Origin of the sequence: Colwellia sp., assembly GCF_013215345.1 — a bacterium.
Classification (GTDB): Bacteria; Pseudomonadota; Gammaproteobacteria; order Enterobacterales; family Alteromonadaceae; genus Colwellia.
On the sequence record NZ_JABSOV010000027.1, the window covers coordinates 1 to 22,045 of the forward strand.

Below are 22,045 nucleotides of genomic sequence, written 5' to 3' on the forward strand. Positions count from 1 at the left end.
GTTAACGTCCGCTATCGTATCAAAGTAGTCGTTAGATAGGGTGATTTTGAACAACAAATTTAGACCGCTTTGTGGTAACAGTGCGCCTTAGATTTGAATCAATTAACAGTGAAAATCAGGTCATAGCTAATGGCTTCTTGGTGGGCTAATAGGAAGCTAACAGAGATGCTAATAATCCTTCCGTTGTTCGCTATTAGCTGACCTTTTGTCTGAGATGAAAAGGTAATACCTGGTACTATTTTAACGGTAGTTTATACTGAGCAGGCTGACTGATTTGTGTTAGCTGTAAATTGAAAGGAAGCCGAAATCCATGACCAACCCTTTGATTATTTTGATACTAGGGTATTTAAGAGAGCAGAGCAGTTCCTGCTCGCTGGTTGACTTGGTGGCTCTGTGTGAGCAGGATTTTATTTCGCTTATTCTAAAAAATATCGACCCTCAAGTAGTCATTTTCCAAAAGAATTTTTTTGTTATGAATGCGCTTTATCAAATTCAACGTGATATTCAAACAGAAGAATTTTCACTTACCATTTTTCCATTAGAAATCTGTATGATTCCGAATCGCGCAGGAACGAAAGGTACACTGACCACGCGCGACTCTGACCTGGCCCGCTACTATTTGGATTGGTCTAATTTGAATAACATCACAGTTGAAGAGATTGAAACACTCTTTTCTAGTTTTTGGCAAAGATATAGTGCTAGAGATAAGATTGATGCTGCTCTGACTACCCTAGGGATCGATAAAAATGTCGGTTGGTTTGAGATACGTCAGGCTTACCAAAAGAAAATAGTCATTAGCCACCCTGATAAAGGCGGCTGTGCAGATGACTTTATCGAAACACGAGCAGCCTATGAGGTTTTAAGATTCTGTTATCATCGAACTTGACGCTAATTTTGTCTTTATTTATTTCAAAGTAAGCGTTAAATGATGTAATTCGACCTTCTCAATGACGACCATTTATTCTATAACATGAGCCAAGTAATTTATGCTATCGGATTCACTAATGAGTTAGGTACTAACGGTAATCGTCCGTTGTATTGATGCCTGACTAACACTGACCTTTTTTTCAATCTCTCGAGATGTTAAGCCCTCACTATGTAACTTCATTATCTGTAAATGAATGACTTCGGTAATAACATTAGGCAGGCCAAAAGCAGCAGCATAACCATTTTTACGCTCTTTCTTTTTAGCAATGAAAGGCCTATTTATTACTGGTATTAGTTTTCTTTTTTTATGAGCTACAGGAACCGTTGGTGTAATTGATTCGGGCATTAGTTCAGGTATTGGTTCGGGGTTTTCTTCAGCTATCGGCGCTGTTTTCTTATCTTCAATCAATAGCGGTATCGCTTTACTCAGCGCTTTTTCTACAGCACGAGAGATGATATCTTCAAGTTCATTAGGTGTTAAATTAATGCTGTTATTTTTTCTTAATAATTTCGCTGCGACACTCTGTGACTTTTTAGCTATTCTTTTCTGCGACACCTTAGACAGCACACCGAAAACACGTATTAACTCAGAAGTATCAATTTGTGGTTTACCTAACGAATTACTTACCATAGTTAACTTACCGCTAGCTATGTATCGCTGAATTGTTCTTCGTGACTTCTTTACTAGTAATGCGCTATCAGTGATATTGTGAATAGCCATACGACACCTTTCTCTTGTTATTTCACTGCGACATATTAGAGACTTTGATGAGAGGATAGTCAATACTGAACAAAAGAAAGTTAACACTATTTTTTGGATTAGGTGCTACGAATAAATCACACTGCTAGTGCTTTAAAATACTATTTATACTGTTAAAGCCTCGAAAGCAGATATTAGCAATTAGAAAATATTTTGATGCAAACGTAATTCCTCATCAATCATTACTACGTTGATATCGCCCTCAATAACTAAATTAGAATTGACCATCAAAGATGTTGAATAAATACCACTCGTTAATACTGAATGAGAAATAACGGTTGCTGATAATATTGCTGAAGTGTTGCTGGCTTTATCATCATGCTTCTTTTTGTCATTAGTATTGCTGCTGTTTGCATTAGTGCTATTTGAATTGCTGCTATTTGAATTAATTATGTGTGAATAGCTCTTCCCTTCAACCAGTGTGCTACGTTCATAGTGTGCTGATGTGGTCAGCCCCTGATTACTCAGCTGTAAAATAGCAATATTTTCTTGCGGGTTCTTTGGGTTTTTAATGGCTACATTAAATGGTGAGCCATCTGGTTTATTACCATTAACATAAATATCTCCACCAAAATTAATTAAAGCAGCCATATTTTCATTTTTAGCTATTTCGCCGGCTTGATCAACTGCAAACTCTTTAATCACGCCCCCCAAATCAAGCTTCACATAAGCATTTGAAAAGTTAATGCTATTTTCTGTTAACCTCCATTTATCAGCACCAATAAAAGGCTTTAACCTAGCTCTACAAGCTTCTATTTTCGCTACAGTAGTCAGCTTGGCACATTGTTTTAATGTGCCAACAGTAATATCAAAACTTCCTTGGGTTGTAGCTGATAACGTTCGTACTAGTGATAATACATGATGAGTTTCTTTATCAATGTTAACAATCGCTTGTTCTCGATTATTAATCTTGGCAATTAATGAATCATCACTAAAAAAATTATACTTTTTTTCTAGTCTGCGAGTGTTGCTTTCAATCAAGCGCGCAACCTTGTCCGCCGCTTTGGCATCCGCAGCATAAAGTTGCACTTCACAGGGTGTGGTCATGCAATTAAATTGATGACTATATTTTTTTAGCTTGTTATTTGAATGCGAAATAATTTAACTCATCATTTAATAGTAATGTATTGGCAAGGCCTTACTAAGGTATTAGTAAGGCCTGTGATTATTCACTATTCAACCACTTTAGCAATATGTTTTAAGAATTTACCTGCATCCATATATCCTACTATTCGATGATTTCTTAACTCTTCACCTTGGTCATTAAAAAACAAGATAGCGGGCGGGCCAATAATGCCAAAATGTTTCAATAATTCAGTGTCAATATTATCATTAGCGGTAACATCAGCTTGAATCTTATGTACCTTGGCTAGTTTCAATTTCACTGCTGAATTTTTAAAAGTGACCTCTTCCATTTCTTTACAAGAGACACACCAATCAGCATAAAAATCAAACATGGTGACTTGTTTGTTTTTACTGGCTTGCTTAAGAGTTGCCTTTAAATCATCAATACTTTTTACTGGTTTAAAGGTAATGCCCTTGTGTTCACTAGATAAAGTAGCATTAACGCCGCTGCCTAAGTTTGCTAATGGCGACAACAGATTACTTTTCCCGGTAGAGGCACCAACAATCAAAATAAATCCAACCAGCAATAGTGATAAACCCAGCCCTTTCCATAACAACTGCCATTGTGTTGTGTCTTTATTATGTTGACGTAAAGCGCCCATATACACAGCAGAAACAATCAATAACAGTGCCCACAATAGTTGCGTAATTAATGGTGGTAATATGCGTGCTAATAACCAAATAGCAACGGCCAACATAAGCACACCAAAAACACCTTTCACTGCCACCATCCACATACCGGCACGAGGTAATATTTTACCTGCGGATGTACCTATAACGAGTAATGGCGCGCCCATACCCAAACCTAAACAAAACAGTGCCGCACCACCTAAAATAGTATCTCCTGTTTGACCAATATATATAAGTGCGCCTACTAATGGCGCGGTAACACATGGTCCGACAATTAGCGCTGATAACACGCCCATAATGGCAGCACTGATTAATGTACCACTTTCCTGCTTATTGCTGAGGTTATTCAACTTAACTTGAATAAATGCTGGCATTTGCACATCATAAAAACCGAACATTGACAGTGATAACACCACAAAAATACCGGCAAAACTGCTTAATACCCAAGGGTTTTGAAACCAAATTTGCAAGTTGGTACCAAATAAAGCGGCTAGCACTCCTACCACGGTATAAGCTAATGCCATTGCCAGCACATAGGCAAGTGATAAAGAGAAGGCTTTACGAGTAGAGAGCTGTTTTCCTTGGCCAATAATAATGCCTGATAAAATAGGGATCATAGGAAAAACACACGGTGTAAAGGCTAAAAGCAAACCAAAACCAAAGAAACTAAACAAAGTTAAGATAAAGTTATCTGATGCTAAGCTATTCGCTATCGTGTCTTGCTCTGATTTAGTGCCTTGTTCCACCTTAGTATCGATATCAAAGGTACTAGGATTATCAGCCTCAGAGCCATTAGTTGCATTAGCTAAGTTAGTTAAATTAGATACATTAACGCTAGGTTTTAAATCTGCTACTTTGATGACTTTTTTAACTGGTGGATAACAAACGCCAACATCAGCACAGCCCTGATATTTAATTTTTATGCTGGTATTGGCAAATGATGTTTCAGAGCCACTAAGCGCATATTTCACTATTAATGTATTTCTAAAGACTTCCAATCCTTTATACGCAGGATCATCAATGAATAAACTTGCTGGGAATTGTGCTGCACCTAATTGAATTGCTCGCTCTGTAGTGGCATTGTCGCTGCTTGAGCTATCGTCATGAACGATGGTTGCCAACAATTTAATGCGTTTTTTATAAAGATAATACCCGTCAGCAATATGCCATTGCAGAGAAAGAATTTTAGGACTGTCTAATGTCACTGAAAATGGAAAAGCAAGTTCGCTGGTCAACAGTGTTGACTCATCAACCGCATTGGCACATGAACTAAAAAATAGAAAATAGCCAGAAAGTATTAAATGAACTAAAAATTTCTTCATGAAAGTAACCCGTAAATTGGAAGTAATCATGGCAAGAGCGTTATAAATATCAGAGGAAATTGAGAGTAATAATAGAGAATTTGTCATCTTCGAAATATTTTTATCGAAGAACCATGGGCTTAAATACTATTGGCTTAAGTACCATGGATTCCCGATCAGACACCTCGGGAATGACTCATATTCTATATTTCGCTCTAAAACGTTAATAATAATTTATAGTGTTCTTACCGTGTAGAAGTTATGACTAAAGGTGAAAAGCTTAATTATTGATTCGCACGATGGACATCAAACCACGCTTGCTTTTTGTCATCGTTCCATGCATTAGCTGGCTCACCAAAACTAATATCTAACGTTTGTAGCGCATTTTTTGTCGCAATCAAGGCCCTGTTATTGGTAGTAAAAGCGACAGTCCCTACCTTGAGTGGCGTACTGACTAGCTCAATCTCTTTTTCAATTAACAATGTTTTCAGTACTTTGCTGGTGTTATTTTCTATCGAATAAACAACTAATGAACCACTACTGCCAATAATCACCAATGTCCCATCAGGTGAAACATCAAAACTGGTAATATTACTTTGCGCAGCTAGTGTATGTAATAAAATGGGCTCTACACTCGGCTCAGTGACGTTATATATTGAAAGAATATTACTTTGTCCTAGATACCAAGCTAATTTGGTAAGGTCACTTCCTTGAAAAAGTTTGAATTCTTTTGGGTATTCAGTGCCCGTTGAAAGAGAGGTTAGCTTACTGCCGGTTATTACATCGATAATTTCCATACGATCAGGTGCTGATAAACTAACATAAGCCAAAGACCCACCTTCATTTAGCATAACAGCGCGATATTTAGAATCAGAAGAAAACTCGTTCACTAGGCTAAAGTCATCTACTTGCAATACCACCATTTTTTTATTGCCTCCCGAGAGAGCAACCCTGCTGCCGTCACTCGATAACGACATAGCATTTAAATCAGGAAATGAATAAAAGTCTTGCCCCTCACTTACCCCGGCAAAGCGTTGAAAGGGGATATCACTTGGGTTCGAGAAATTAGCGCGATATAGACCAACGCCACTATCCGCCCCCTCTTCACTACCACTTTTATTTTTTTTCTCTACGCCAACTAAGACACTTTGCATCGATGAAGGGGGAGTTATGCGAATGTTCGCTAAGCTTTGCTCTGAGGCGCCAGTAAATCCATCAATATCATCACGTTCAACATCAGGTGATGCGGCAAAATCATTGAATGATAATGTGGTAGGTATTTCTTGTGCTAAATTAAGCACAATCAAACGATTATGCCATTTTGAACCGATAACGGCATAATCACCTTGTACATGAAGGTCAGCACTTTCCTCTTCTATATAGCCAATTTCCCATTCAACATGTGGTGTCGAAAGGCTTATCTCCACTTCAGTTTCTTGGATATCCTGGACATTGATACTCTCTAGACTAATTGACGTAGTGTAAGTATTTAGCTGATACATACTGTCTAACATAGCCGCTACGGCTTTGTAGATATCAGTGGCTGCTATTGATTGAGCTTGATTTAAACTTGTCGCAATAGCATCAATTTGTGCAAACATAACATCATCAACACCTACTTCAACATCACTCTCAAGATAATCTTGTCCTGATAATAAAACTTCATTAGCAAAACCAAACCCATCAACAGTCATTTTCAATGATGCTTGCGCGGTTGTTGTATTGGCTAACGTATAGGGATTAAATTGGGTTTCACTGTGAACTAGCGTAGTAAACACTGTTATGTTTATATTTTTATCCGTGCTATTTACCGGTGTTGGTGCATATAAGGCAATACCTTCGGCGTTTTGCTCAATAGCTTTTCTAGCCAATAAAGGTGCTTTGCTACTGATACTGGCAATAATATCACTGGCTTTAAAGCTGTATTTACCGTCTTCAAAAGTTACGGTACTAGGCTCTGAGGCATCACATGACGCATTTCTATTATTATCAAAACATACCACGGCATTCAGCCAATAATCAGAGCCGAGTACCTTTCCTGTGACACCATCTTTTTCTATATATTCCGTTTGGTCTGGAACAGGTTCTGGTTCAGGCTCGGGTAATGGCTCAGGCTCTATAAATGTACTTGTCGATGCACAAATAGACCCAGCACTACAATCGCCAGCCTTATAATCACTCTCTTCACAGGCGGGCAATAAACTCGCCATCATCATGAGCAGAACTAAATTGGCTTTATTATTTATTTTCATGTGTTTATCTCTAATATTTTACAACTAATTTTTACAGTTAACTATTTACAGCTAATTATTTGCCGCTAATGAGCAATAACTAATATTCAACAATTAGCTATCAACAATTAATATCTGTATTGTGCGCCAAAATTGACCCAAGCAAAGGCTAAACCAGTAGATTGCTCTTGATAGCCCAACACTATATTCCAGGTAAGCTTCTTACTTTCTAGATATTCCAAGCCAAGTTGCCCTGTCCATGCAGTAAAGTTACCTAAGCGATCATCCGCTGTTGCATAGCCGGTTTCAGAGAATATGTTATCAACGGCATCATGAGCTTTAAAAAAGTTGGCTTCGTTTTGAGTATACAAACGCAATACTGGCGAGAAGCGAACGTTATCAGTAATGTTGTGATAACTTTTTGACTCTAAAGTATGAGATTGCACTCCCCAACTGTCTTGGTAGAAGCGATAAGAGGTATGCCACGTGGTATTTTCATTCAAAGATTTTGCCGTTTGAATAGAAATACCGCCGGCTTTTCGTTGTTCAGGGCGAGAGTCTCTTGCTAAATAATATTTAGGGTAAATATCTGCTGTAGTATATTCATCACTACTAGAGTCAATAACATTGATACGCCTTACTACATTGAAATATGGATTGGATAAATGACCATCTTCATACATGTAATAGGCACTAAATTTTGCGATAGTGTTTGCATCAAATACTTGAGTAATGCCGACTTGGCCATTGATTAAATCAAAGTCGTTCCATTGGCTACCTAAGCTATATTCGCCGTGTTCATCTTTTTCACCTAAATAATCATAAACCTCATTTTTCATGTAGGAGACACCGGCAGTAATCGATCTATTTTTACTGCGATCGGTATACATTAAATATTCTACTGATAGGCCGGTATTTTTAAAGTCATTCTCTTTTGAATAACTGGCACCAATACTCAACTCATTACGCATGGTAGGAGTACGATAAGTATATAAAAATGCTAGTGAATCTCGATGATCTTTTAAGGGTACATTTTTATAGACAAAATTATCAAGGTTAGTATCGCCATCACCAACAACACCATTAATTAATCGGGTATTACGACAATAATCATAGTAATTCTCACCTTCTTCTGGCACACAAGCAGAAGCTCCAGTAAAGGCATCAGAGCCCGTTTCAGAAGAAGCTCCGGTTATTGAATCCCATGTAGGTGATGCCCCTGAAATGCTATCCCAATCATACTCTCCACTTAAGGTATGATTGGGCCCAAAGTCATGCTCAATACTCAGTTTTCCATCAAGAACTTTAATGCGATCATCATTTTCTTTATATTGCTGTATTTGAATGGCCACTTTATCTTCAGCCAAGCTTGTTAAAGGTATAATGGCGGTAGCGACAGAGGTGATGACTAATAGTTTCAAATGTTTACGGCTAGCTTTCATAAACATTCTCCTGATATTGGACTGGGTTTATTTGAGCAGGTGTAATATGACATTGATTCATTTGGTTTAATTCTATGGGTTAATTCTATGGATTATTTTTATGAGTGAAGTCTGATTAATTATGTTGAGCGATTTAATTTTCCTATTGATAAATAACTCTGTTTTTAGTTACAACCACAGCCGCCACCTGAGACACCGCCACCACCTTTAGTGCCTTCTTTGGAGGTATAAATATGTTCATCAAATTTTTTGATCATCGGGTTAGGTCCACCAAAACGCATGGCTTCACTGGCAAGAGTGGCTTTTTGCCATGATTTAACCGGGACGATGCTGCAGGCACTGCAGGTAAAGCAGCAGACAATTAGCAGTAGTTTTATTTTCATCGATTGCTTCATCAAATTTCCACCCCTAACTTTTGTAAATCATTTATAATTTTTTCATCGATATTGGGTACAGCACCAATATGTTTACCGACTATTTTGTTATCAATGATGTAATACAAAGCGGGCATGGCTATAGGAGAGAATTCACTAATGATTGTTTGCTCAACATCATTAATAACAGGGAAATCTATAGCCAACTCTTTCTGAAAGGCTATGCCTTCATCTAACTCTTCATCAACATCAATGCCAATGACATACATTTTTTGTTGGCTGTCTTGCTTGATCATTTTTTTTATATCTGGAATCTCTTTTGCACAAGAGAGGCACCAAGAGGCAAAAAAATCAACAACACCAACCTGCCCTTTAGGAATGTTAAGTTGCTTTTGTAGGTCTTCACTAAGGGTATCACCAACTTCAACAGCAAACGCTGTACTCGGTGTTAGTAAAAAGAGTAAGACTAAAAGTATTGCGGATGGTATTACGTTAAATATTGAAGGTTTCATGTCAGTATTCCTGTGGCATACCCGTTACCATTCAAGATGCAGATTTCAGAGTGCATTTTGATTGGTAAAGGTATAAAAGTAATTTAATAAGCCCGCAAAAATGGGCTTAAGTCCTTATTTGAATAATAGTTATTGATTTGGTATTTCTATGACACCAAAATGCCTACCTTTATTATCCCCACTCCTGACACGGTAACTGAAGTACACAGTGCCGCCATCACCAGATACTGTCATTCGGTCAGCACCATCACTTTCAGGGGTATTCGAGAAAGCGATTTCTTTTAAGCTGCCATCATCCATAATTTCTAGTTGATAAATACCATTTAAAGCTGAATCAGCTCTTTGTACTGCAATATAAAGATAATCTTTACCGTTAAAAGCTCTACCTGCTGCGCTGTACATACGACCGCCTGTTCCGGTGTAGAACATTTTTCTTGATGATTCATCTAATGTTTCATTAAAGCTAACAATATTGCCTTCATACGTTAGTACAAATACACGGTTATCATGTGACCAAACACGCGCTATTTCATCTACAGCAGCTGAGGTAGTTGCACCATCCGCGGCTGTCATAATTACGTTATCTCCGTCTCTTTGATAAACACGACTACCATCATTATTCATTGCTGGCGGTCCGTAAGTTGCATATTCGGCTGGCTCCAAGTTAATGGTGTGAGTTAACGATATTTCTCCCGCATCACCAATTTCGTAAAATTCAGTGATGTAAGATTCATCATCTTTTTTAATCATTACTGATGCTATTGATTGCTCAGCGTTAAAGCCTACTTTTTGTGGAACCCCAGTAGTGATGTCAATTGATGTAGTCACGGCGTTGCTTAATACACCCGTATCATCCATTGCCACGGTAAATATTCTCGCTTGCCCGGCATCATTACCAACCTCAACAGCCGAACTCACACCAATACCATAACTACCATGTATACCAACACCCACAAGAGACTCAGTATCAAGGTAAGTTTTTGGTGTATCAGCTGTACCTGAAACAATAACAGGTGAGCCGTCCACCAAATTTATGCCAATAAAACCATAAACATCTTCTTTATTAGCATTTTCAAACCTTACTGGTGCTAGCATAATGCTGCCATCAACATTGGCTGCTGGGTATTGTGATGAATTATCAGCGGTTTGCACTGAAGTTGCCGTAGGTAAAACTTCAGGCATTTGACGGACACTGAAATCAAAGTTTTTTAAATCATCAATACTAATATCACGAAAGCTGAAGTTCAAATTAGCCGTTAAAACACCTGACTGATCTCCTTGTCCATTTGTTGGACGAGTCAAAGCGCCTAGAGTAGGTTCCTCATCATTGGTAGGTTTCGATGTATTAACATTACTTACATTCGACGACCAAGTAATAGTAGAGCCAGAGCCTGCGGGGATAGTTGTCGCTAATGAAAGGTCCGAAACAACAACGGACAATGATGAACCATTATTAATGTCACTTTCTACAACCGCTGCTTTATCAGCCGCTAAAATTTGTGCTGGGGTAAGTACATTACCTTTATTAAGTTTATTAACATGGTTAAAGCCACGACCAGCAATAAAGACATTACCTTTTTCGTCGGCAGCTATGGCGCGTATACGTTCACCAACATTAAAACTTGCGATAATATTTACATCAATTGCATTCAAGTCAAAGACCCAAACAGCGTCACTTGCTGAGGAAAATATTGCGTAATTATTATCAGGAGAGATTTCACCTGAGCGAACACTACTTGTTAGAGGTAAAGTTGTACTTAACGCCATTTTGTCGAGATCGATAATTGCAGCATAGTCACCATCGTAAGCTAATGCTTGTCGACCATTATCAAAGAATTTTAGCGTACCAAAAATTTCATCTAGGCTAGCAACGCCATCAATAACACCCGTTGTAGTATTGATTTTATGTAATTGATCTGTCGAGCCACTTTCACCTTCTGTCGCGACATATAAATACATACCATCGGGTGAGGTGAATTGCTCTTTAACATTAATTAACGTGGCAAGTGAAGTAGTGACAAGATCTTTGGCAGTAACAAACTCACCAGTATCGGTTAAATCTAAGTTAAGAATATAAGTGACTTCTTCATCTAAATCTTCAACATGAACTTTATCACCAACAATTTCAAAATTACCAATGTAAGCATTTACAAAGCGTTTTGTACTGGCATCATCATGTGCCGCAAAGGTACCATCATCCTTTATTGCTACTCTAAACAAACCATAGTTATCACTCGTACCAACAGAGTCTTCACCATTGCTAGGACGGATGTTAATGTAAACATATTGTCCATCAAGTGATGAAGTAGCACCTCGTAAACGGTGTTCACTTGCGCCTGTTGTTCCATCAATGGCGTAACGCTCACCTTCAACATTAGCAAATAAACCATTTGATTTAATAACCGGTGTCTCACCGCTGGTATCAATCACCATCAGGCCGTTATGGTAATGCATGGTCATCGCCGTCATATTACGACCAGCTAGTGGCATAATAAAATCAGGTGTTTCATCATGGTCACTTTGCTCCCACGTTAATTTTTCACCTTTTAGGCTGATATCGCGCTTGGCAACATGCTGAGCATTAACTTCATCAACGTCGACAGTAATAGTAAATTCTTTTGTTTCAATAAATTTACTAACCACAGCAGCAATTACTTTTAACGGATGGGCATTAGAGTGTGTCGTTAAGGCTGTTGTTATTGAGCCTTTAATTTGCTCTGCTTGTTCAGTCGTTACCGAACCGTCAGTAGCCAATGACAACTGTTCATTTAAATAAGTTGCGGCTTGCGTTTTATTTGCTGAAATCGTTGGATTGAAGAGCATCTCGTTAGCAATAATTGTACTGTAAACATTTATTTCATCTGCACCTGGACTAGCTACATATAAGCTACCATCGGTTATTTCTAATAATCTTGCATAGTCACTAGACTTCATATTTTCTGGGATTGCAGTAGCTGAAAAGCCCACTTGACTAACTTCACCCTCATCACATTTACCGTTATTATTGCTGTCTATACACAATAAACCACTGGCAAGTTCAGGCTGAATAATTACTGGCTCATCAATAACTTCTGGTTCACTATCACTACTGCCACAAGCACTTAAACTACTGGCAAGAATAACGGCAATGCTCAACGACAGTGACTTCTTTTTAAAGATTGATAATGAATTTTTATTTTTTTTCATCAGATATTTCCCTTGTAAATGTCTATGTTTTTAATAATCAACAGTAATTTTTCGAAGATTGTAAAACAAAGTGTTACAATTGTAAATGATAATCGATCTCATTAGTGTTCGCATCTTATTAACATGTAATCAAACTATATATCTTTTCCCGTTTAGTTCAGTTGCTCGTGATGAGTGATACCCTAGTTATTTACTATTTCCCCCTGTCTACTAGGCCTAAACCTATAGAGACATAATAATCCCCCCCTATCAAACCTGTAAAAATAACAAGTTAATTGGCAACCTAAAGGAGATCAATTCACGCTAAGTGTTCTTGAAATTTTTTTGGGGAATGGTCGGTATATACCCAAGCTAATTCAATATGATCGTTTCATAACACCTGAACGGCTCATGATCAAGACGTGTTTTTAATTAATGTTTTTCAGGAGGATATGCGTCCTGCACTCTCTAATAAGTAGCATCCATGCCTTGCCTAAATATCTTTCTAATTCCAGCTGAACCCTGAATTTTGAGGTGGTTTGGGTAAACTGCAATATTTAGCCGATGTACTAGGATGTAGAGCCTGTTCAAGTAACTTTTATTTGGGGGATAACTCTAAATAATATTCAATCGTAATTTTAATGTTAATTTTTTGATCCTTATGATAGCTTAATATTTTATGGTCTTGCCTCCCTCTTTAAGGCCTAAAAATAGTACTGTTTATTATATAGCCATATAAAAACAGGTTTTCGAGGGTGTCAAAGGAATCTAAAAGAAGGGAAGTAGGACGATATGACAAAAAAAATTATTGTATCCCTAGTGTTATTAATTTTTTCATCTGGAGTGTATGCAATGGGTATCAAACAGTGTCTGTTTTCAGAAATGACAGGTGTGGTTAATTTTGAAGGGAAACCTGCTGCTGGGGTAAAACTTGTTCGTATGGTTGATCTAAATAAAGAAATATATGATGAAACGATTACCGATGATGCTGGCAACTTTCATTTTCCAGCTATTTATCGTACAAGTATATTAAGCAAGATTTTACCAATGGAGTTTGTCGTCGCACAAAGTATTACTGCACACTTTAATGGTAAAGAAATTGAAATGTGGAATAACATCAAGAGAACACCTGAAGAAAATACTGAATCAAGAGGTAAACCATTAGTCGTGGATTGTGACCTAAGCCAACCTGAATTTACCTTTATCTCAGTTAATAACAATCTAATACATAGTTTATGTACTTGGGACGTAGAGCCAGATCCTGATCAAGCTACTTTTTTATTTGGTGAATGATAACTAGAAATTTTTAAGGATGAAAATATGTCAAATGAACAACCTGCAAAAGTTGCTGCCGCCCTTGCAAGAGATGTTTATGCTTTAACGAAGTACAAAACACAAAAACTCGCGTTGAGTGCTTTAAACAACCTTTATAAAAGTAATTTAGCCTTTGCTGATGATAATTTATTAACCGCAACAACGGGTGGCCCGCCTGGTTTTAAAGTATCTACCGGCTTTGGTTTTGTTTTATTAGGAAAAAGTAAAGCTTTAAAAGGCCATGCTTTTATCATTTTTAGAGGCACTCAGTACCTTGCTGATTGGTTAACTAACGGAAACTTAACCACCTCAAGAAGTGAATCAGGCTTTTTAGTTCACGATGGTTTTCATAGTGCTTTTAATACCATGAAGCCACGTATTAAAGACTTTATGAAAGTTATCCAACAACCCAAGAATGGTATTCATACCATACATTGCATTGGTCATAGTTTAGGCGGCGCCTTAGCCACCTTATGTGCTAGATGGATAGGTACTCAAAAGAGCACCTATTTATATACTTTTGGCAGCCCTCGCGTCGGTTTAGAAGCTTTTGCTAAAAACACGACCGATAAATTAGGCAGTGATAAAGTCTTTCGTGTTTATCATAAAACGGATCCCGTTCCTAAGTTATTACCTTGGCCTTATGCTCATGTACCTGCATCGGGTATTGATTATTATATGTATTCACCGGGTAGTCACTTCTCTGCTGCTTATCATTTGATGCCAACCTATTGTGCCTCTATTGGTGCTAGAAACTGGGACGTAATTAAAGGAGAAACTGAAGAGACTAAAACTGACTTTGGTATTGCTCGTTGGTTAGAGAGTAAAGGCAGCTATTCACTTACCGTTACTGTGGTCGGTTGGTTAGAGCAAGCATTAGTGTATGTATTAAAAAAATGTTTAGGTGCTGCGCATACTGCCCTTGCTGGTATTGTAGGTGGTGGCATAACACTGATAGATAAACTGGCTTATGTACTAGCAAAGGGTATCAACCTAGCAAAAAACATCTCAAGGTGGGTGATATTGTTTATCAAAAAAATAATGCAGGTCTTAGGAATGAAATATGTTGCTGATAAAATTCAATTAACACAAAACTTTATTCGCAGTATTTTACATCGCTTACAAAGAGCTGTGACCATTGCTTCGCAACAAGCATTGATGAAAATCATTTAACATAGTCAGTTTTCTCGCTACTTACTACTTAAAACAAAAAACCAGCGTTAAATTTAACGCTGGTTTTTTATTTTAAAACGATTATTACCACAAGTTTTAGCTAACTAGCCAATATTTTAAGTGGCAGTGACAAGGCACCATTGCCCGTTTGCCCTACAAACCAAATAATGGCACTTAAGCCGCCAAGGGTAAGGATATACCACAGGGCTGAAACGATTTGTGCATACCGATTAAGTGGTAGTAATTCACTTAGGTGGCGACGTTTATATTCAAAGACTATTTCAATACTGCCAATAGCCAGTAAAAATCCTAACAGCGCTAAACCAAAATGATAACTGATATAAACACCTAACACGGCCCCTAATACACAAGCCACTAAACCAATTTTAGAATTGATTGAGAAAGCGATACTTTTAATAATGTGGCCGCCATCTAACGGTAATACTGGTAACAAGTTAAATAAATTGAGCAGCGCATTAAATACCGCAAGTCCGGCCAATATTTCTATATCGGTTAGCCAATAGCCAATTAAACAGACTATGGATAATATCAAACCAAAGAAAGGGCCCATGATGGAGATAACAATATCTTGCCAGCGGGTATTAATTTTATCGTCGCTAAGGGCTAAGCCGCCAACAAAGGGAATAAGATAAATACCTTTGGTTTTCAAACCAAAATACTTCATCGCCTTAATATGACCATACTCATGGAAAACTAAACAAAGAATAAGGGCGATGGCAAATTCAATAGAAAATAACCAGCTATAAGCCGCCAAACTACCGGCAGCAAATAACACTTTAATGACCTTGGCACTTTTTAATAACTTTAAGCCCAGACCCGCCATGCCAATGAAGCTAAATTTCATCGGCTGCTTTTTATGTTCACCTATCTGACGTTGCTCGATATCTTTTTCATTGAGGGTGTTTTCGTCAAGCAGTTCACCATTTATTAACAACTGAAATTGTAAATCGAAAGGCTGCCACTGGAGTGAACCATTAAGTTCAACGTGTAACTCGCCCTGCTCACTTTCTTCACCACCATCGGTTTTTAACGAGAATTGATGGTTAAATGACTCGCTGTCGGCATTGGCATTGATTTGTGAGACACATTGACCATCCCAAAATAGTTGTTGCCAACCTGCCATAGAACCTTCTAATCGTAGTGTTTTGCCTAAACACTCTATTTCTAATAAATGCACTTAATTAACTTACCTAACTCAACAAAAAACCTTGCCCGATTATCACTATATTTAGCAATGCGGCAAGGTTTATCGAAGATAATTATTAATTAAGTCCTGATAATGTAATTAAGCTAGATCATCCGGCCCAACACGTACCACTAACTTACCGAAGTTTTCGCCTTTTAATAAACCAATAAAAGCACCTACCGAGTTCTCAAGCCCATCAATCATGTGCTCTTTGTACTTGATCTCGCCAGCCATTAACCACTTAACCATTTGCTCACTAAATTCGTTATAACGATGTCCATAATCATCAAAGACAATAAAGCCCTGCATTTTAATGCGCTTAACTAATAATGTGCCCATTAATAAAGATAATCTGTCGGGACCACTTGGTAATTCAGTAGCGTTGTACTGAGAAATCAGGCCGCATAAAGGAATACGGGCACAGCTATTAAGTAATGGCATAACGGCGTCAAAAACTTTACCGCCAACATTTTCAAAATAAACATCAATGCCTGATGAACAAACTTCCGCTAATTGCTCGGCTAAATTTTCACTTTTATGATCTAAACAATGATCAAACCCTAAAGTTTCAACTGCATATTTACATTTAGTATCGCCGCCAGCAATACCAATCACTTTACAGCCTTTTAATTTAGCTATTTGACCCACTAAGCTACCAACAGCACCGGTTGCTGCAGCAACAACTACCGTGTCACCCGCTTTTGGCTGTCCTATATCAAGCAATCCCATGTAAGCCGTTAACCCTGGCATGCCTAATACACCTAAGGCATGTGATGGATTAGCCATTTTGTCATCCAATTTAAGTAACTCACTACCATTGATAACGCTATAATCTTGCCAGCCACCAAAGGCAACTACCCAATCACCTATTTTATAATTTTCATGGTTTGATTCTTCTACTCTACAAACGCTACCACCGACCATTACTTCATTCAAGGCAACAGGGTCCGCATATGACTTGGCATCATTCATTCGTCCACGCATATAAGGGTCGAGTGAAAGAAATACCGTACGTAATAACACTTCACCTGCTTTAGGCGTTGGTTTTTCACTGTTTACAAGATTAAAGTTCTCAGCGGTTGGCGCGCCAAAAGGACGCGATGCCAAAACCATTTGGCGATTTATGTCAGTTGTTTGAGTCATGTTATTTCCTAATATAGAAGGTGATCTGGTGACGTGTGAAATAATTCCACACGTCACTTTTAACTTTATGTTTGTCTAATACTTACAATGCTTTTGTTAATATTTCACGGCTTATCGCTAAAGTGATATCACTTTTTTCGCCTAATGCCGTCATACCATGTTGCTCTAATCGCTCAATAAGTAGATCAATATCCTTACTGCCAAGATTCACATCAGATAAACGAGTTGGTACCTGCATCTGCTGGAAAAACTCTTCGGTTAAACGAATAGCTTGGTCGATACGTGTATCTTCATCACCCTCGGTTATCTGCCATACACGTGATGCATATTGTAGTAATTTTTCACGCTTTTGCTCTTTACGTACTTTCATTACCGCAGGTAAAACAATAGATAAGGTGCGGGCGTGATCAATACCAAACGCACCGGTTAGTTCATGGCCTATCATATGTGTTGACCAATCTTGTGGTACACCTGCGCCAATAAGGCCGTTTAATGCCATGGTTGCCGACCACATGATATTGGCTCTAACCTCTAAATTTTCTTTAGTCGCTGGATCTAAAGCTTTCGGCCCTTCTTCAATTAAAGTTTGCAATAATCCTTCACTGAAGCGGTCTTGCACTTTGCCATTTACACTGTAAGTTAGGTACTGCTCAATAGTATGAATAAAGGCATCAACCACACCATTACTGATTTGACGATCAGATAATGACAAGGTCACATTTGGGTCTAACACGGCAAAGAGTGGACGAACTAAAGGGCTAGAGAAAGGTAGCTTGTTACCATCTCTTGTTACTACCGAGTTGCCGTTACTTTCAGAGCCGGTCGCCGGTAAAGTTAATACCGCGCCAATTGGTAATGCTTTGGTTACTGCTTGCTGTTTAGCTAAAATATCCCAAGGATCATTCCCTTCACTACTACCTTCATATAACGCCGCAGCAGCAATAAATTTGGCGCCATCAACTACAGAGCCACCACCAACGGCAAGTATGTAATCAATATTCTCGCGTTTAATGATGTCTTGCGCTTTCATCAAGGTATCATAAGTTGGGTTTGGCTCTATACCCGAAAACTCAAAGTAAGTATGTTCACTAAGAGCATCAATCACCTGTTGATAAACACCATTAGCTTTAATTGAGCCGCCGCCATAAACTAATAATACTCTTGCCTTTAGTGGCACTTCTTTGGCAAGTACGGAAATTTGTCCTTCACCAAAATGTATATGCGTAGGGTTTTGAAAAGTAAAATTTAACATCTATATTCCTATATTATTCTCTAACAGCTTAAACAAACGAATGAACTAAGCTAATTAACTGAACTGATGACTTAAAAGGTAACTTAAGCAGAAAGCTGAGCTAGTAATTTTTCAGCCGCTAATGCAGAACTGGCTGGGTTTTGACCGGTAATAATAAGGCCATCTTGTACAACAAAAGCATGCCAATCTTGTGCTTTTTGATATTCGCCGCCACGTTTAATTAGCTCGTCTTCAAGTAAAAAAGGTACCACTGCTGTTAATTGCACTGCTTCTTCTTCACTGTTAGTAAAACCTGTTACTGCTTTGCCTTTAATGGCAAAGTCACCTGAGGCTTGTTTCACATTTAATAAAGCGGCACTAGCGTGACAAACAGTCGCAACGGCTTTACCTGCTTTTAGGAAGCTTTCAATCAAGGTGATTGAATCAGTGTTATCGGTAAGGTCCCATAATGGACCGTGACCACCAGGATAAAATACGCCATCAAAATCACCTTCACTTTTACTTTCAAGAAGCGAAGATAACTGTACTGTGTTAGCAATTTTAGCTTGTGCTACATCATCGCCATCATAACGTTCCGTGGCTGATGTTTGGAAATCTTCTAATGTACTTGTAGGGTCAATAGGTGCTTGTCCGCCTTTTGGTGTCGCTAAGGTCACTTCAACGCCAGCATCGATAAATGCATAATAAGGGGCGGCAAATTCTTCCACCCAAAAACCAGTTTTTTTGCCGGTGTTACCAAGTTCATCGTGTGAAGTAAGTACCATCAATATTTTTTTAGTCATGTTCATTCATCCCGTTATCTGTATTACTATTTTGAAGTAAGTATGTTGAAGTAAGTTTAAGCGCGTTTGGCTGTGCTTTCATTTTCAATAAAGCTAGTATATGCCCAACACCCCATATGAACAATGCAGATAAAACTGACAACATTGTCTTAATAATTGATACAATGCTATTCACGAGTAGTTACTTTGTCAGTAGTAATACGCTTTTAGTCAGTTAGGATAGTCTATGAATGTTTCATTTGAACAACTCAAAAGTATGGTTGTTTTTGCTCAAGTCATTGAACAAGGCAGCTTAAGCGCGGCGGCGAAACATTTGGGGCTCTCTCGAGCGGTAGTTAGTTATCATTTGAAAAAGCTTGAAACACAGCTCGAGGTAAAACTACTTAACCGTTCAACCCGTTCGATCAATCTTACTGAAGCTGGCCAAGCCTATTATGAACGCTGCCGGGTTATTGCTGAGCAAGCCAGTGCTGCCAACCAGCAAATTGAAAATTTCAAAAATGAACCTATCGGATTACTTAAGATAACTTGCCCGGTAAATGTTGGTTTGCAAACCGTGGTACCAGCACTTAACGAATTTAAGAAGATTTATCCAAAAATTGAGCTTGATGTCATGTTGACTGATGAAGTGGTTAATATCATGAAAGAAGGTATCGATTTGGCCATTCGTGGTGCACCATTGCCTAACTCAGGTTTACAAGCAAGTAAACTCGCCACTCTAAAAACGTGTCTTTGCGCTGCACCTGAGTACCTGCGCCAATATGGACTACCAAAAAATCCAGCGGATTTAAGTAATCATCAGTGGGTGATTTATAAATTAACCTCAGGGGTAGTAACTTTAACTAAAGGCAGTCGTTCGTTCAGCGTTACCACCAAAGGCAGCATTAGTACCAATAATGCCGCAGCACGTACTGCATTTGTTGAAGCTGGGCATGGCTTAGGCCGTATTCCTGTTTATGATGCCTTACCCAAAATAAAGGCCGGCACCTTAGCAACAGTACTCGATGATTACAGCCTGAGTGATATCAATGTATATGGTGTTTTCCCGCCAGGCACGGCCAACTCTAAAAAAATGAGATTATTGCTTAATTTTTTGAAAGAGTATTTTAACAGCCAAATAAGTAATAAAATCTAAATAAAAATCTAGCTAATGTCACTTCACTTGATATAGATCACATTTCAACCAAAAAGAAACACTCCGTTAACAATTAGTAATACAAACGCAACAATAGCCATGTTATTTGTAGAGGCTAAGAGGTATCAGTTGCTTTTTGTAAAGACATTAAAAGGCTTGGTCGATACTACTAAAGCCATATGGAAATAGCTCAGAGATCAATCATTTACTTTAATTTATTTCAATAGCCACTTGTAAGCCGAACATATAACAACATACAAGGCTAATAATTAGGTGAATCATGAATGAAATGCAATTAAAAGACATCTTAGATCATCAGCCTTTGGGGATTGCTGAACTTTCTGTGGTTCAAGGAAAGTATATTTATTTTAATGAAAGAGAGTGCGAGTTAAGGAATTTGACCTACGAAACAATGTGGAAAATTAGCTTGTTTGACTTATTTACGGATAAAGAAAGCTTAGAGTTAAAAGCATTGTTCAATAAGTGTCTCACAGGTTCAAAAAATGCGTTGTTTTTTAAATACAAACAAGCTGACAAGCACTTTAAAATGAAATTAGTTAAAAATGAGAAAGGTAATATTATAACTTTTTTAACTGAAATTACTAAATCTGTACAGTTTAAAGCAGAAAGAAAAGTTGATAAAGAAAATATAAAACGCCTAACAAATGCGGTAAAAGCGGCGAACATTGGATGCTGGGATTTTTATCCTCAAGAAGGACGTATTATTGCTAATAAGACCTGGGTAACTCAAAAAAAATATTTAGATAATAAATTTAGAGCCAGTAATGAATTATTTTCAGAGATAATAGATGGCCTTGATAAGTGGGCTTCAATTGTTCACCCCGATGATCTTGAGCCAACAATTAAGCTTATTGCAAAACATTTAAATGGTGAAAGTGAAGTTTATAATGCAAAATTTCGCATGAAGGATGGCCATGGTCAATGGCGGTGGATCCATGATATAGGTAAAGTTTGTCAACGAGATGAAAACGGCAATGCTATACGAATGAAAGGTGTTCATATTGATATAACTGAGTCTAAAAACCTTGAGTTAAAAATTAAGCGAATATCTGAAACTGACTCTTTAACTGGCTTATTGAACAGAAGGAAGTTTGAATCTTTGTTTAATAATACTATCAAGGAATCAGGAAGGGATAATAAATTAATTTGTTTTTTAATGTTGGATATCGACTTTTTCAAAGCATACAACGACACCTATGGCCATTTAGCAGGAGATGATGTTTTAAAGAAGATTAGCAACGTATTACAAAAGTCGTTATTTAGAGATGATGATTATTGTTTCAGATTAGGTGGTGAAGAGTTTGGCCTTGTCTTTAAAGTAGATCGTAAAGAGTCAGCCAATATTTTATCAAAAAAAATTATGCACAATATTGCCCAATTACAAATACCTCATAAACATAGTACGGTGAGTGATTATATTACGGTATCTATGGGACTGTTATGCACAGAATACAGCAAAGCAGTAAACATCGACGAGCTTTACAAAAAAACAGATGCCTTACTATATAAAGCTAAAAATAGTGGTAAAAACACCTTAAGTAGCTAGTAAAA

Annotated in this window: 17 protein-coding genes; 5 read left to right on the plus strand and 12 right to left on the minus strand. The window is 37.8% G+C overall.

Annotation, left to right across the window (positions count from 1 at the left end):
* Positions 1–310 precede the first annotated feature (310 nt).
* Positions 311–886, plus strand: coding sequence for a DNA-J related domain-containing protein (locus HRT50_RS05860; protein ID WP_291612287.1), 576 nt, complete (start codon positions 311–313; stop codon positions 884–886).
* A gap of 123 nt (positions 887–1,009) precedes the next feature.
* On the opposite strand, the gene HRT50_RS05865 is transcribed toward HRT50_RS05860, so the two are convergent.
* From HRT50_RS05865 to HRT50_RS05900, 8 genes are all read right to left on the minus strand, one after another.
* Positions 1,010–1,648: a hypothetical protein gene (locus HRT50_RS05865; protein WP_291612289.1), complete on the minus strand. Its 639-nt coding sequence runs from the start codon at positions 1,646–1,648 to the stop codon at positions 1,010–1,012.
* Between the two features lie 180 nt (positions 1,649–1,828).
* Positions 1,829–2,734 (minus strand): FAD:protein FMN transferase, encoded by a 906-nt coding sequence (locus HRT50_RS05870; RefSeq protein ID WP_291612291.1) that lies wholly within the window; start codon positions 2,732–2,734, stop codon positions 1,829–1,831.
* 125 nt (positions 2,735–2,859) lie between these two features.
* Positions 2,860–4,764: a protein-disulfide reductase DsbD gene (dsbD, locus tag HRT50_RS05875; protein ID WP_291612293.1), complete on the minus strand. Its 1,905-nt coding sequence runs from the start codon at positions 4,762–4,764 to the stop codon at positions 2,860–2,862.
* A 263-nt stretch (positions 4,765–5,027) separates the two neighbouring features.
* Positions 5,028–6,995 carry a hypothetical protein gene (locus HRT50_RS05880; protein WP_291612295.1) on the minus strand — a complete coding sequence of 656 codons (1,968 nt, stop codon included), beginning with the start codon at positions 6,993–6,995 and terminating at the stop codon, positions 5,028–5,030.
* A 107-nt stretch (positions 6,996–7,102) separates the two neighbouring features.
* On the minus strand, positions 7,103–8,416 hold the full coding sequence (locus HRT50_RS05885; protein ID WP_291612297.1) for a DUF3570 domain-containing protein: 1,314 nt from the start codon (positions 8,414–8,416) through the stop codon (positions 7,103–7,105).
* 164 nt (positions 8,417–8,580) lie between these two features.
* A complete protein-coding gene (locus tag HRT50_RS05890; RefSeq protein WP_291612299.1) occupies positions 8,581–8,811 on the minus strand; it encodes a DUF4266 domain-containing protein in 231 nt (76 codons plus the stop codon).
* A complete protein-coding gene (locus tag HRT50_RS05895) occupies positions 8,811–9,302 on the minus strand; it encodes a TlpA disulfide reductase family protein (protein ID WP_291612301.1) in 492 nt (163 codons plus the stop codon). Before HRT50_RS05895 ends, HRT50_RS05890 begins: the two co-directional genes overlap by 1 nt.
* A gap of 129 nt (positions 9,303–9,431) precedes the next feature.
* Positions 9,432–12,488, minus strand: coding sequence for an immunoglobulin-like domain-containing protein (locus tag HRT50_RS05900; RefSeq protein WP_291612303.1), 3,057 nt, complete (start codon positions 12,486–12,488; stop codon positions 9,432–9,434).
* Between the two features lie 831 nt (positions 12,489–13,319).
* Here HRT50_RS05900 and HRT50_RS05905 point away from each other — a divergent pair.
* The gene (locus HRT50_RS05905) at positions 13,320–13,760 is read left to right on the plus strand and encodes a DUF6795 domain-containing protein (RefSeq protein WP_291612305.1); all 441 of its coding nucleotides are present in this window, start codon (positions 13,320–13,322) and stop codon (positions 13,758–13,760) included.
* A gap of 27 nt (positions 13,761–13,787) precedes the next feature.
* A complete protein-coding gene (locus tag HRT50_RS05910) occupies positions 13,788–14,954 on the plus strand; it encodes a lipase family protein (RefSeq protein ID WP_291612307.1) in 1,167 nt (388 codons plus the stop codon).
* Between the two features lie 100 nt (positions 14,955–15,054).
* On the opposite strand, the gene HRT50_RS05915 is transcribed toward HRT50_RS05910, so the two are convergent.
* The 4 genes from HRT50_RS05915 to HRT50_RS05930 form a co-directional block, all read right to left on the minus strand.
* The gene (locus HRT50_RS05915; protein WP_291612309.1) at positions 15,055–16,152 is read right to left on the minus strand and encodes a site-2 protease family protein; all 1,098 of its coding nucleotides are present in this window, start codon (positions 16,150–16,152) and stop codon (positions 15,055–15,057) included.
* Positions 16,153–16,260: 108 nt separating this feature from the next.
* Positions 16,261–17,304, minus strand: a complete 1,044-nt coding sequence (locus HRT50_RS05920; RefSeq protein ID WP_291612311.1) for an NADP-dependent oxidoreductase — start codon at positions 17,302–17,304, stop codon at positions 16,261–16,263.
* Between the two features lie 82 nt (positions 17,305–17,386).
* Positions 17,387–18,556, minus strand: coding sequence for an iron-containing alcohol dehydrogenase (locus HRT50_RS05925; protein ID WP_291612314.1), 1,170 nt, complete (start codon positions 18,554–18,556; stop codon positions 17,387–17,389).
* Between the two features lie 83 nt (positions 18,557–18,639).
* On the minus strand, positions 18,640–19,338 hold the full coding sequence (locus tag HRT50_RS05930; protein WP_291612316.1) for a type 1 glutamine amidotransferase domain-containing protein: 699 nt from the start codon (positions 19,336–19,338) through the stop codon (positions 18,640–18,642).
* Positions 19,339–19,564: 226 nt separating this feature from the next.
* Here HRT50_RS05930 and HRT50_RS05935 point away from each other — a divergent pair, with 226 nt between their 5' ends.
* Both HRT50_RS05935 and HRT50_RS05940 read left to right on the plus strand, forming a co-directional pair.
* Entirely contained in the window at positions 19,565–20,473 is a 909-nt protein-coding gene (locus tag HRT50_RS05935) for a LysR family transcriptional regulator (RefSeq protein ID WP_291612318.1), read from the plus strand.
* A 280-nt stretch (positions 20,474–20,753) separates the two neighbouring features.
* Positions 20,754–22,040 carry a sensor domain-containing diguanylate cyclase gene (locus tag HRT50_RS05940; RefSeq protein WP_291612321.1) on the plus strand — a complete coding sequence of 429 codons (1,287 nt, stop codon included), beginning with the start codon at positions 20,754–20,756 and terminating at the stop codon, positions 22,038–22,040.
* Positions 22,041–22,045 lie beyond the last annotated feature (5 nt).